Annotated in this window: 8 protein-coding genes; 4 read left to right on the forward strand and 4 right to left on the reverse strand. The window is 43.2% G+C overall.

The genetic code is table 11. The features are described from left to right. Positions 1–270: 270 nt before the first annotated feature. On the forward strand, positions 271–1,629 hold the full coding sequence (locus VIM89_RS02755) for an MFS transporter (protein WP_488154599.1): 1,359 nt from the start codon (positions 271–273) through the stop codon (positions 1,627–1,629). A 4-nt stretch (positions 1,630–1,633) separates the two neighbouring features. Here the strand turns inward: VIM89_RS02755 and VIM89_RS02760 are convergent, their stop codons facing one another. After that, positions 1,634–2,851, reverse strand: coding sequence for a ThuA domain-containing protein (locus VIM89_RS02760; protein ID WP_488154600.1), 1,218 nt, complete (start codon positions 2,849–2,851; stop codon positions 1,634–1,636). A gap of 72 nt (positions 2,852–2,923) precedes the next feature. Here VIM89_RS02760 and VIM89_RS02765 point away from each other — a divergent pair, with 72 nt between their 5' ends. The 3 genes from VIM89_RS02765 to VIM89_RS02775 all read left to right on the forward strand — a co-directional run bounded on the left by VIM89_RS02765 (position 2,924) and on the right by VIM89_RS02775 (position 6,843). Further along, entirely contained in the window at positions 2,924–4,387 is a 1,464-nt protein-coding gene (locus VIM89_RS02765) for a flavin monoamine oxidase family protein (RefSeq protein WP_488154601.1), read from the forward strand. Positions 4,388–4,410: 23 nt separating this feature from the next. Further along, the gene (locus VIM89_RS02770; protein ID WP_488154602.1) at positions 4,411–5,106 is read left to right on the forward strand and encodes a c-type cytochrome; all 696 of its coding nucleotides are present in this window, start codon (positions 4,411–4,413) and stop codon (positions 5,104–5,106) included. A 282-nt stretch (positions 5,107–5,388) separates the two neighbouring features. Next, positions 5,389–6,843: a glycoside hydrolase family 30 protein gene (locus tag VIM89_RS02775; RefSeq protein ID WP_488154603.1), complete on the forward strand. Its 1,455-nt coding sequence runs from the start codon at positions 5,389–5,391 to the stop codon at positions 6,841–6,843. Between the two features lie 81 nt (positions 6,844–6,924). Here the strand turns inward: VIM89_RS02775 and VIM89_RS02780 are convergent, their stop codons facing one another. The 3 genes from VIM89_RS02780 to VIM89_RS02790 all read right to left on the reverse strand — a co-directional run bounded on the left by VIM89_RS02780 (position 6,925) and on the right by VIM89_RS02790 (position 14,368). Beyond that, the gene (locus VIM89_RS02780) at positions 6,925–9,315 is read right to left on the reverse strand and encodes an ABC transporter permease (protein ID WP_488154604.1); all 2,391 of its coding nucleotides are present in this window, start codon (positions 9,313–9,315) and stop codon (positions 6,925–6,927) included. 241 nt (positions 9,316–9,556) lie between these two features. Beyond that, positions 9,557–11,938, reverse strand: a complete 2,382-nt coding sequence (locus VIM89_RS02785; protein ID WP_488154605.1) for an ABC transporter permease — start codon at positions 11,936–11,938, stop codon at positions 9,557–9,559. A 69-nt stretch (positions 11,939–12,007) separates the two neighbouring features. Then, on the reverse strand, positions 12,008–14,368 hold the full coding sequence (locus tag VIM89_RS02790) for an ABC transporter permease (protein WP_488154606.1): 2,361 nt from the start codon (positions 14,366–14,368) through the stop codon (positions 12,008–12,010). Positions 14,369–14,380: the final 12 nt, after the last annotated feature.

Here is a 14,380-nt window from a genome sequence, read left to right on the forward strand (position 1 = left end):
GCGACAAACCCCATTTTTTTGCCAGTGAGCTGAGTGACTCCCCGGATTGATACTCTTTAATAACATCCAGCTTAAATGCCGGATTATGCTTCTTGTTCTTTCTCATAAAATGCCCCCAAATAGTGTCTAACTTTTTGGGGGTCTAATCACCCTACCCGCCTTTTTCTATTTATATGCCGCTTCCAAATTCTTATTTCTTTTCAGTGTAAGTTTTTCATTCATCAGCTTTCCGTGATAGATCGGATAGGGGAGAAACTTACCTTTGCCCGCATGACGACTAATAAATCACTTTCATTTGGATTTATTGTGGGTACGGCCAGTCTGGCTTTTGTAGTATCTCAGCTTGATGTTTCTATCGTAAATGTTGCTTTACCGCAGATATCGAAATCTTTTTCAGCCGGGGTAAGTGCACTACAGTGGATCGTAGATGCTTATACCATTGCCTTTGCTGTATTTATGCTTTCAGCAGGAGGGATGAGTGATCTGTTGGGTTCAAAACGGATATTTCAATTGGGGTTACTCATATTCGGTATCGCATCTTTGGGATGCGGAATATCATGGAGTGCGATCAGTTTGATAGGCTTTAGAGTATTGCAAGGTATTGGCTCGGCTATTATGATACCGAGCTCCTTGTCTATTTTAAACCATAACTTTTCGCACCAGCCAAATGACCGTGCACGTGCGGTAGCGTTGTGGACCGCTGCGGGAGGCGTTGCGATGGCAGCCGGGCCAATACTTGGCGGACTGCTGATGCATATCAGTAGCTGGCGGATGATCTTTTTTGTGAACCTGCCTATTTGTTTGGTTGGTATACTGTGCAGTTTCAAGCTATTAACAAATGGTCGCCAACCCAATAAGGGTTTCGATATACCAGGTCAATTCACCTGGATGCTGGCGCTTACTGCGCTGATCGCTTCTATTATCGAATGGCATCATTTGGGCCCTGAGCATCCGTTGATTTACGGCGGAATTATTTTCAGTATTATTGCCTTGTTTATATTCCTCCGGATTGAGAAAAATGCAAAGGCTCCGATATTGCCGCTCGATCTTTTCAAGATATCCAACTTTAACTTTTTGGTTGGATTGGGCATGCTGTTTAACGGTGCCTATTATGGGACTATCTTCATTTTGAGTTTATACCTTCAACAAGTACTGCATTATTCTTCACTTAATGCCGGATTAGCCTTCTTGCCGCTAACAGCAGGATTTACCGTATCCAACTTAGTAAGCAGTAAAATGATGCCCAGGTATGGAACACGTATCCCGATATTGATTGGTATCGCCATTTTTGTGGCAGGTTTTGTTATGCTATTGATCGCAAAGGATAATACACCGTATTGGCAGTTGTTTATCCCTTTTTTTACTATCCCCTTAGGCATGGGTTTGGCAGTTCCTGCAATGACAACGGGCATATTATCTACCGTCGATAAAACAAGATCAGGCATTGCATCGGCAGTGTTGAATACCACACGTCAAGCTGCGGGTGCAGTCGGTGTAGCTATATTTGGTGCAATGACTAACGGCGGAGCAACAGCAATTGTTCATGCTATCACGATAAGCGCTATTATCTCGGCAGGTGGTTTGTTGATTTATGGGGCGTTGATCTATAAATATCTGAAGACGGCTTAAGATTTTATTTCTTATCCAGCCATAAAATGGCGTCCTCAAACATTTTATTCTGCAAAGCCGACGTCATGTTCATATCTCCGTGCCCCATGTTCATATACAACATTTTGTATTTGGTGTTGGTCCACACTACGGGGATATCGCCCTCGCGGATTACATCCTTTTTGCCTAACGGATAGTTGGATGTTGCAAGGGTTACCAGCACCTTTACATCTTTATTGTCCCGTGGATTAGGTTTCCAGCCATACCATTCGTTGATTGGTGCAGTATAGGTTTTAGGCAGATTCTTGGTTACCGGATGCTTGTTATCATCAACGATCATTTTGGCAGGAAGCGGAGGCCAGTTGTTGTTGTAAAAAACAGCGCCACCCATGAAATCAACAAACCATGGCCAATGCGTATCCTTATCATTATAGCCCGACACGTGGAAGCCAAGCCATGCACCACCGTTGCTCATGAACTTTTCAAACGAACGTCTTTCGGCTTCGTTATGCGGAAATTCGTTCAGCCAGATCACCAATTGATAATTCTTCAGATTATCATCATTCAGCTTTTCCCAGTTGGAAGTCGTGTCCATCACAAAACCTTTTTCAGCTGCGAGTTTGTTGTAGAATTTGATCGCATCGTAAGCAAAGTCCACATGGTCAGCCTCAACATTGGTAGAATACAATGCCAGAGCACGGAAGCGCGGCGCCTGCAATTTACCTATCTTCTTTTCCAACGAAACGGATAAGGCATTTACACCTGAATCCAAACCATTAAACAAAGGCTTATCGTCTGCCGACCATGGATGCCCGTTTCTATAATCCCACCAACGATATTCAATCTTTGAAAACTCATTTGTGATGCCTTTTTCAATCGGCTTTTCGTAAACATTATATACCCTGAAGGTCAGTATACCATCGCCAGGAATCATACTTACTTTAAATCTTAACCAATAATAATTTCCAGCGGTTGTATTCACTTTAAAAAGTCCTGTCCCGTTTACTGCTGCAGGTTGTTCATTTTTATTATAGGTTGCCGCCGGCTGACCGGGGAAAGCTTCTTTAAACCATTGGATTGCGTTGCTAATCACCTGCTGTTTGCTCAACGCACTTTTTATATGGTAGAACTTTTCATAATACACAATATGTTCCCTCATAGGAATTGGAGGCAGTGTATTTTCTTGAGCCGAAACGATAAAAGGCATAGAAATAAGGACGGCGAAGAGTAGTTTTTTCAGCATAATTTTAGGTTGATTGACGGGTATAAAAGATTATTACGATATTAAGCCTATTAATCAGTTTTAACAATACCTATGAGAAAAATCAAAAGAAGGAAATTTATAAAAGATACCCTGATCGCCGGTGCCGGGGTAGTTGTGGCACCTAAGCTATTATCAGCAGAAACATTGCGGCCCGCTGCTAAAAAAGTGATCGTCGCGGGCGCGGGCATTACCGGGCTTTGCTGTGCTTATGAATTGATGAAAGCGGGTCATGAAGTGACAGTACTGGAAGCCTCAGGAAGATATGGCGGGCATGTTTTCACCGGCCGGGATGGCCTATCCGATGGCCTTTATGCTGATTATGGCGCCGACCATATCACCAAACCAGGCTACGAACGATTTTTTGAATACATAGAAGAATTTAAGCTGACTGCAATTCCGTACCCCAATGCAGAAGGTTCAGAATACAATTATGATAAGGATGCTCTTAAAATGATCGGCGGTAAATTTTATACTGCTGAACAGTTGAAAGATCCTGCGGTGCTCACCAAATTTGGATATAACGAAAAAGAAGTAAAATTCCTGTCTGAACATCCGATGTATGAGTTGGGGCCTTATTATGTTAAACCTTACCTAAGCAAGTTTACCGATGTTTACCAACCATTCGGTGTAGGATATGATGACCTGGATAAAGTTTCCATCTCCGAAGTATTCAAAAAAGAAGGCGCTTCGCCTGCAGCGCTTAAGCATTTAGGCGGGCACAACACTTCGGCCCTGTATTATCTGTGGCGAACTGCGATCATGGATTTCAGGAAGATACCTTATTCCGAAGGCGAAACCTTTCACCTGAAAGACGGCAATGAGCAATTGCCCATCGCCTTTGCCAAGCGTTTAGGCGAACGGGTGAAACTGAACAGTCCGGTAACCGCAATCAAACAAAACAAAACCGGGGTGACGGTTTCCTATCGTCCATACGGTGCAGAAAAGGAGACCGATCTGAATGCCGATTATGTGGTGAACTGCATTACGCTGCCCATATTCAAAAGTATTCCGGTTACACCACCGCTTTCGGCTGAAAAACAATATGTGGTAGATAATCTGGCTTATTCGTCGCACCCTTTTTATGTGTTTGAAGCCAGCACCAAATTCTGGCTGGATGATGGTATCAAAAGCATCAATATGGAATTTGAGCACCCGGATATATCCTCCATCTGGCTCGAAACAAACCAGGTGGATACAAAGCGTGTTATCCTGAAGGCCTTTGGTCCCGGTGGACTTTCGCCGCAACGCGTGCTGGCGGCATTCAGACAAGTTTACCCCGGCAAGCACGATACTATTGAGCAGGCTTTAACGGTAGACTGGACGCGCGATAAATTTGCCCCGGTATGCGAAATGGAGCCATTCCCGATAGGAGAGATGCACAAATTCTGGCCGCAGATATTACAGCCCGAAGGACGGATATATTTCGCGGGTACTTATGCTGATAATATGAGTAGGGGAATGGAATCATGCCTGCGGTCGGCTCAGCGGGTGGCCGGGGAAATAAGTAAAGCTTGATTTCGGATTTTTAATATAATACAATGAAATTTACCAGACCAAGAATAATCTGTTTTTCCGTTTTGCTTAGTTTGATTTTCTTCTCTTTTATTAACTTTCAAGAGAATCATCCGCCGGTAGTAAAGCTCGTATCGCCTCAAAATAATAGCTCTTTTGATAAAGATGCATCGGTAACCTACAAGATCAGCGTATCAGACAAAGAGGATGGTGAATCTAAGTTTGATGAGATCAACACAAAAGAAGTATTGCTGGAGGTGCGCTACCTGAAAAACGGGAAAGCTGTGCCGGCGAATCCTCAAAATAATGGCATGAATATCATCATGACATCTAATTGCGTTACCTGCCACGGTTTTAATACCAAAGCCATGGGGCCGTCATTTGCGGATATCAATAAGCGTTATCCGGCTACTAAGGCTAATATAGATAGCCTGGTAAAACGTATTCAATTTGGCTCGACCGGAATTTGGGGTAAGGAAAAAATGCCTCCGCATCCGGAGCTGTCTATCAATGATATTAAAAGCATCGTTCAATGGATCACCAAAAATGCAGCTGATCCTAACGTAAACTATTATGTTGGAACCGACGGCTATTTCCGTTTTAAACCGGATGCACAAAAAGGCACTTATCAGCTTACAGCGAGCTATACCGATCATGGGTTAAAGGATGTGCCTGGCAAGAAATTGAGAGGGCAGGATGCAGTTACCATAATTATTAAATGAAATCGCTTTTAAAAGAGGAGGCACCTACGGAGCCTGACCAACTCATGTTTTTGTCTATAAACGGGAAGCTCCCATGGAGCTAACTCCCGCCAAAATCATTGACTCCATGGGAGTCGCCTGTTTATAGCATGTATCAATAAGGATATTTGGGCTCCATTTGGAGCCTCCCTTCTCCAGTGTAGTTTTAAAAGCGATATCCTGATTAAATAATATTCCATATTGGTTTATTATTTCAAATTGATAGATTTGATAATTAAACCAATCCCGCTATAAATCCCTGATATGAAAAGAAAATTTATTGCTCTGCTTGCTTTTACAGCAACAGGAGTATTGGCAGTCAATGCGCAACAGGCGCAACAATACTCTGCAAAAAATAAGTCGGTTAAAGTTTATGTGACCGAAAAGGGTTCAGATAACCGTATCACCAATACCGAAACATTGTATTTTGAGGACAAGCCACAGCCGGTTGAAACCGAAGTGGCAGTGTTTGTCGATCCTGCTAAAAAATTTCAGACTATGCTCGGCATAGGCGGTGCGTTGACTGATGCATCAGCAGAAACTTTTTACAAGCTGCCAAAGGATAAGCAAAAGGAATTTTTGACAGCCTATTATGATAAGACCAAAGGCATTGGCTATACTTTTGGCCGTACCAACATCCAAAGTTGCGATTTTTCGAGCGACAGCTATAGTTATATTAAAGATGGCGACGCAGCGCTGAAAACATTTGATATCAGTCATGATAAAAAGTATCGCATCCCTTTTATTAAAGAAGTAATCGGTGCGGCTGGTGGCAAGCTGAATATCTTCGTTAGTCCGTGGAGCCCGCCGGGATTTATGAAAACCAATCATGATGTTTTGCATGGTGGCAAACTGGAAAAGAAGTATGATCAAAGCTGGGCCAATTTCTACGGTAAATTTATCCGGGCTTATGAGAAAGAAGGTATTCCTATCTGGGGTCTGAGTGTACAAAATGAACCGATGGCTACCCAAACATGGGAATCATGCTTATATACTGCCGAAGAAGAGCGTGATTTTGTGAAGAACTTCCTGGGCCCAACACTGCAAAAGCAAGGATTATCAAGCAAAAAACTAATTGTCTGGGATCATAACCGCGATCTGCTTTACCAACGCGCAAGTACTATTCTGGAAGACCCTGCAGCTGCAAAATATGTTTGGGGTGTAGGCTTCCACTGGTATGAAACCTGGACAGGCGCCGGTATGAACTTCGCAAACGTGGCCCTCGTTCACCAGGCATTCCCGGATAAGAACCTGATATTTACCGAAGGCTGTGCTGAAAGATACGACGCCACCAAGCTGAACGATTGGTCGTTAGGTGAAAAATACGGAACATCGATGATCAATGATTTTAATGACGGTACGGTAGCCTGGTGTGACTGGAATGTTTTATTGGATGAGCAGGGCGGCCCCAATCATGTGGGTAATTTCTGCTTTGCGCCGGTACATGCCGATACCAAATCCGGTAACCTGATCTATACCAATTCTTACTATTACATTGGTCATTTCTCAAAATTTATCAAACCGGGTGCGAGACGCATCGCCAGCGCTGCCAGCCGCGATAAACTGCTGACCACAGCTTATATGAACCCCGATGGCAAACTGGCTGTTGTAGTAATGAACAAGACCGACGAAAAGATCGATTACTTTTTATGGATAAAAGGTAAAGCTGCCAAAGTGAGCAGTAACCCGCACTCCATTGAAACTTTGATAGTTCAATAGCCTCACCCCAACCCCTCTCCAAAGGAGAGGGGCTTTTATACCCTCCGATCACTGATTAACTGATCACCGGTTAACTAATACTTATTCCGAGCGCAAACTTCTTACAGGATTAGCCAATGCTGCTTTTACAGAACGAATGCTTATGGTTAAAAATGCGATCAGTATGGCCACGAATCCGGCGGCGATAAATACCCACCAGTGCATATCAATACGGTAGGCAAAACTTTGCAGCCATTTGTTCATGGCAAACCAGGCGATAGGTGTGGCAATTACGGTAGCTAATAATACCAGGTAAACCAGCTCTTTACTTAATAAGGTTACAATGCTGCTGACGCTCGCCCCGAGAACCTTTCTGATACCGATCTCCTTTACGCGTTGTTGTGCCGTAAAAGTAACCAGTCCGAATAAACCCAAACAAGCGATGCTGATTGCCAGTATGGTAAAAATGAGTAATAAATTGCCTTGCTTTTGTTCGGTTTGATATTGATTGGCAAAGTTTTGGTCGAGGAAATGGTAATCTACTTTATTTTCGGGGTCGAATTTGCTATAAACGGTTTTTAAGTAATACAATGCAGCGGGTATATTTTTACCGCTCAGCCTGACGTACAGATTGTCCTTGTCATTAGCAGTTTGAGGTAAAACCAACTCCATTGGCGTAATCTTGTGTTGTAATGAGTAGGTGTTAAAATCCTTTATCACACCCACAATGGTTGACCATTGTATAACACCTTTGTCCACACCGGCCCGCACACGCATGCCCACGGGGTTTTTCCATCCTAGTTCGTTCACCAGGGTTTCATTAACAATAATGGCATTCTGAGCAGAATCTGTTACGCCCTTTTGAAAATTACGACCTTGCAATAGTTTGATCTGCATCGCCGGAATAAAATCTTCATCAACTATCAATTGTTCAACTAGCTTGGTGTCAGGCGCAGTATTACCGTCCGGGCCGATATTGAAATCAGTTTCACCGATGTCATTATTGCCAATGGGATTGCCTGCTGCACTAACACTTTGGATCAAAGGACTTTGTAATAACTGTGTCTTTATTGCATCAATTTTTTTACGGGCATCCCTGCTATGAATATGAAAAGTAAGCATCTGCGATTTGTTAAAGCCCAGGTCTTTATTCATTACATATTGTAGTTGCTGATAAATAACGCAGGAGCCAACGATCATCACGATAGTGATGACAAATTGAAAAGTCACCAGTGATTTCCTGAAAAGAATGGTAGATGATTGGTTACCCAATTGTCCTTTCATTGCAGGTATGGTACGAAATCCGGACAAAAACAGGGCAGGATAAATACCGCTGATCAAACCGGAAATGATGGCAAAGCCTGCAAACAGAAATAAAGATTTTGCAATACCTAGTTGCCATATATCGAGCGATTTGCCAGAAAGATGGTTAAAATAAGGCAATACGAACTGAATAAGTACCATCCCAATTGTAGTAGCCAGTGCTGTAAACAGGACCGACTCCGAAAAGAACATCAGCATCAATTGTTTACGACCAGAGCCGATCACTTTGCGGATACCGATCTCTTTGATCCTTACAACAGAACGGGCAGTGGTGAGGTTAACATAGTTGATTACCGCAATGCTCAGGATTAGCAAAGCCACGATGCTGAAAACATACACATAGGTGATATTACCGTTGCTCCCCATCTCGAACTGCAGGTTAGAGTGCAGGTGAATAGAAGTAAGCGGCTGCAACTCCATGCGATAATTAATGTTAGCCAGATCGGCTTTTAAGTATTTATTATAGAACGCAGGCGACGCGGCTTCGATCTTTTTGTAATCGTCATGGTTTTTCAGCAGGACGTATGTAAACAGGTGCGCGCTGCCCCATCTGTCTGTATAATTTGTATTAAATGAGCGCAACGCACTAAATGTAAAGTGGGAATTGGCAGGCGCATCATTAATAACCCCGGTAACTGTTATCGGATCATTTTTATCAAAATAGACGATTTTACCAACGGCTGAAGATACATCGCCAAAAATTTTAAGAGCGAGTGTTTTGGTTAGCACGATGGAATGCGGTTTTGATAAAGCAGACTGCGGATCGCCATCCAGAAAATGGTAAGTGAATATGTTGAATATGCCATTATCAGCAAATGATACATCGGGCGCCATGATCTGCTTTTCGTTATAGATGATCTTGCCGCCGCCTTCAGGGTCTATCCTGGTGGCATCCTCTACTTCCGGGTAATCGGCTTTTAATGTCGGGCCATAAGGTGCTGAGGTAATAGCCAGGTCGAAGCTGCCGGTGTTCCATTTGCCATGCTGAACAACACGGAAAATACGATCGGCTTTTTCGTTATAGCGGTCATAACTCAGCTCATCGGTAACATACAATGCAATGATCCAGAATGCGGCTACGCCGATAGCCAGTCCGCAGATATTTACCAGCGAAAAAAGTTTGTGTTTGTTCAGGTTACGCCAGGCTATTCTAAAGTAATTCCGGATCATAAGGCATTTGTTATTTGAGCTTTTAAGATAGTCACTTTTATTGAGATCTGAAATCGCCCAAAGTATATGCCATTGTAAAATAATGTTGGATATCAATAAAATAGCAGATAGGCTAGCTGTTTAGCCGTCTGCTTTTGATACAATTGATGTTCGGTTATGAATAAGTCTTTAGTCGAAAGTTCTGAGTCAAAAGTCTTCACTCCAGGATTCGACTCAAGACTTTGGATTTTTCGACTTAAGACTACTCAGACCGAAGGCTCTTCACCGGGTTCGCCAAAGCCGCTTTTATACTCTGGAAGCTTACCGTCAGTAAAGTAATGATCATTGCTCCGGCACTGGTGATGATGAATATCCACCAGGCAACATCGGCATGGTAATCATAGTTCTGTAACCAACCGTGCATAAAGTACCAGGCTACCGGCGAGGCAATTACTAATGCGATAAGTACCAGCATCACAAAATCTTTTGAAAGCAGTTGCCATAAATTGAACACCGAAGCGCCCAATACCTTGCGAACGCCGATCTCTTTAATGCGCTGCTCAGCCATAAATGATGCCATACCAAACAGGCCCAGGCAACTGATAAAAATAGCCAGAGATGCGAACGAACTTGCCAGTGTGCCAATACGTTCTTCGTTACCAAATTTTTTGGCGTAATCCTGGTCTACAAACTGATAATCAAATGGCAGTTCAGGCGTATAGCTCTTGAATACATTCCTAATTTTATCGATAGCATCGTGTACATTCATTTTTGGATTGATCTTAACCAGCGCAAAACTGCTTGGATCTTTTGATAAGAAATAAACCGTTGGATTGGGACGTGTGTACGGCGATTCGACAATCATATCCTTGGCTACACCAATAATTTTGAAGTTATTGCCATAATATCGAAGACTCGAATTCAGCGGATTTTTCAATCCCATAAAACGCACAGCGGCTTCATTGACTACTACTGCAGCCGAATCAGACAGGAATGATCTTGAAAAATCACGCCCTCCGGCAAATTGCCAGCCTATGGTTTTACCGTAATCATAGGAAACATTGTTTTGCTTGAAATCAATGCTCAGATTGGGGTCTTTGCCTTCCCACTCAACAGCGCTGGTGCTTCCCGAATAGTCTGTTGGCGGTGCACCTGATTCGGCCATTTCGGTGATCGCACCGGTATTAAATAAACTCAATTTAATGGCATCAAAATGCTTGTGGATTTGGTCCGAATACATCGTAATAAATATCAATCCATTCCGATCATACCCGACCGGGCGATTTTTGGCAAATTGTATCTGGCGGTATACTACGATAGTACCGATAATGAGCACCACTGAAACCGTGAACTGCACAACTACCAGTACTTTACGCGGCAGCGCAGCCAGGCGACCGACACGGAAAGTGCCTTTTAATACTTTGATAGGTTTGAAAGATGACAGGTAAAATGCAGGGTAGCTACCAGTGATCACACCGGTAAACAGGCAAAAAGCAACAGCCGCCAGCCAAAAAGCCGAGCTTGACCATGGCACAGACATCTGTTTATCAGCGATCTCATTAAAGAACGACATGCTTAGTTGCACCAGCAACAAAGACAGCACAAAAGCCAGTATCACACAAAGTATGGATTCGCTGAAAAACTGGTAGATCAATTGCCCGCGCAGTGAACCGATTGCTTTGCGGATACCTACCTCACGTGCACGCTTTTCAGATCGTGCGGTGCTCAGATTCATAAAATTGATGCAAGCCAACAATAGAACGAACAAACCGATGATGCCAAACAGCCATACGTATTGTATGCGCCCGCCAGTATTAAGGCCATTTTTGAACTCATCATACAGGTGCCATTTACTCATGGGATGCAGGAACAGTACGGGCTTCTTTTTAGCTATCTGCCCGGTTAGATGGCGCATTTTTTCATCCTTTATCTTTAAGGATACTTTCTGAAAATCAGCCGCGTCGGTCAACTGCACATAAATATTTACAAAGTTTGGCCTCCAGGGCTCTTTCATCTGATTAAGCTGGGCGTCAGCAGCAAAGCGAGCCCATGAACCGACGAAAGCCATATCAGTAAGCGTAGTATTTTTAGGGAGATCCTCATAAACACCGGCAACTTTTAAACTCGCCCCGTTATCTACCTTTAGCATTTTACCAATCGGATCAGCATCGCCAAAGTAGGCTTTTGCCATTGATGCCGAAAGCAACATGGATGATGGATCTTTCAAAGCATCCTTATCCCCTTTTAACATTTTTAGCGAGAACAAATCAGGACCGCCGGCTTCCATATAGGCGCCATTTTTAGTCAGTTTTTTATCTCCTAGTGCAATGATATGCCCATTGATACCGGTAGACATAACAACCGATTTAAAGTCGCTGCCATAGTTTTTGCGCAGCTCGGCAGCTAATGGATAAGGTTCCGAAAACCAGGTTTGCACCTCGCCGTTGTTGGTTACATTTTGAATTACCTGCGCTATGCGATTATAATTCTTATGATATCGGTCGAAAGATACTTCATCGTATATCCATAACCCGATCAGCATTACAACGGCCATGCCCACGGCAAGACCGCCGATGTTAATAAAAGAGGAAGCCTTATTCTTAACAAGGTTCCGCCAGGCAACTTTAAAATAGTTCTTTATCATGGTTTAGTTCATTAGTTCACTTGTTCATTAGTTTATTGGTGTCTCTCACTGCTACTGCAACTGCCAGTGCTACTCTGATCTTAAACTTTTAACCGGATTTACCATCGCTGCTTTCAGGCTTTGATAACTTACAGTAAGTATGGTTATAAGCAATGCTCCTGCAGCTGTTATGACAAAAGTCCACCAACTGATAGACGCCCGGTAGGTATAGTTCTGCAGCCATTTATGCATAAAATAATAAGCTACAGGCGAAGCAATTATCAGGGAAATTCCTACCAGGCCCACAAAATCTTTTGATAGCAATCGCCAAAGGTTGAATACCGAAGCACCTAGTACTTTCCGTACGCCTATCTCCTTCACACGTTGCTCGGCCATGAATGATGCCATACCGAACAGGCCCAGACAGCTGATAAAAATAGCCAGCACGGAGAATATGGTAGCCAGTTCGCCTACGCGTTGCTCGTCTGAGAACTTTTTGGCGTATTCCTCATCAACAAATTTATAACTGAAAGGGCTGCCCGGATTATGCTGTTTAAATACGGGCTCGATCTTCTTTAACGCATCCTGCATTGGTATAGCAGGATTTATCCGGATGGTGATCTTGTTTACCCAATCTGGCTGCATATGGAACACGGTGGCTACCATTTGCTTATAAGGCGACTCCATTATCATATTTTTCACTACTCCTGTAATTACATGGGTTTTGCCTAACCATGTCATGGTTTTGCCAACAGGGTCTTTTATTCCGCTAAGCTTTACTGCAGATTCATTCAAAATAAACGCGCCGGTATCAGCAGGGTTATTCCTTGAAAAATCTCGGCCGGCAATAATTTTCCATCCTATCGTATTGCCAAAATCAGCAGTGACGGCTATGGTACCAAATGTCGGGTCGAAGCCTGGCGCTTTACCGATCCAATTAAATCCGGAATTATTAGACCATACCTGGGTAGCAGCGCTGTTAGATTCGGCCATATCTTTAACAGCGCCAGTTTGTATAAGGTCGTTTCTCAAAATATCATAATGATGATAGATATCAGGCGTATTCATGTCCACTGTAATTAAGCCCTCGCGGGTATATCCGACTGGTCGGTTTTGGGCAAACTGTATCTGCCTGAAGACGATAATTGTTCCGATAATTAAAACTATCGATACTGTAAACTGAACCACCACCAATATCTTGCGCGGAAGAGCCGCTAAACGTCCGACCCTGAAAGTGCCCTTTAAAACTTTGATAGGTTTGAAGGACGACAGATACAATGCCGGATAACTGCCAGCGACAAGTCCGGTAAAAAAAGTAAAGACTAAGGTAATCAGCCAGAACATGGGACTGGCCCATGGCATTGCCACTTCCTTATCAGCAATATGATTAAAATAGGGTATAGCCAGTGATACGAGTAAAATAGTCAGTAAAAAAGAAAGAAATGCAACCAGGATTGATTCGCTCATGAACTGCCGGATGAGCTGTCCCCTTGCTGAACCAATAGCCTTGCGGATACCCACTTCTTTCGCCCTTTTCTCGCTGCGGGCCGTGCTCAGGTTCATAAAATTGATACAGGCTAGCAGCAATACAAATAAGCCAATAGTGCCAAATAGCCATACCATTTGTATACGGCCGCCAACTGATTTACCATTCTGGAACTCGCCATATAAATGCCATTTAGACATGGGAAATACCTGCATGGTTTCATCATTGATTTTAAAATAAGGCTTGGTGATGTTCCTGATCTTGTTTGATATTTTATCAAAGCTGACGTTGTTATTCAATTGCACAAATATGTGGCAACCATGATTGCTCCAGGCTGTTGATTGTGTATTCCACCAGTTTGCAGCATTGCTCCAGGACATTAAAAACAAAATCCCATTGAAGCTGGTATTATGCGGCAGGTCCTGGTAAACGCCGGTTACTTTCATTGTCGCATTATTATCGATACGTACTACCTGGTTGATAGGGTCAGCATTTCCAAATAATGATTTGGCAATTGATGCCGACAATAGCATGGAGGTTGGGTCTTTAAAGGTCTGATATGTTCCCTTTATCATCACGAGCGATAATATCGCAGGCAGATCAGATTCAGCATACATCCCATTCTGAGAGATTTTTTTATCTCCTACAGCAAGGATATGTGTGCTCTCCCATGTTAAGGCAACACGTTTTAAATCGCCCGAATACTTGGTACGCAGTTCGTTGCTAAGCGGCACCACTGTTGACGGAAAGGTTTCCGTTTGGCCATTAGCGGTTTGGGTGGTCATGAGTTGCCCGACACTTTCATAATTACTATGATATTTATCATACGACAGCTCATCCCAAATCCACAAACCTATCAGCATGGCAACGGTCATACCAATAGCCAGTCCGGTAATATTAATAAATGAATGCGCCTTATTCTTAATAAGATTCCGCCACGCAACTTTAAAATAGTTCTTTATCATGGTTTTAGTTCA

It is taken from the genome of Mucilaginibacter sp., assembly GCF_036568825.1.
Lineage (GTDB): Bacteria > Bacteroidota > Bacteroidia > Sphingobacteriales > Sphingobacteriaceae > Mucilaginibacter.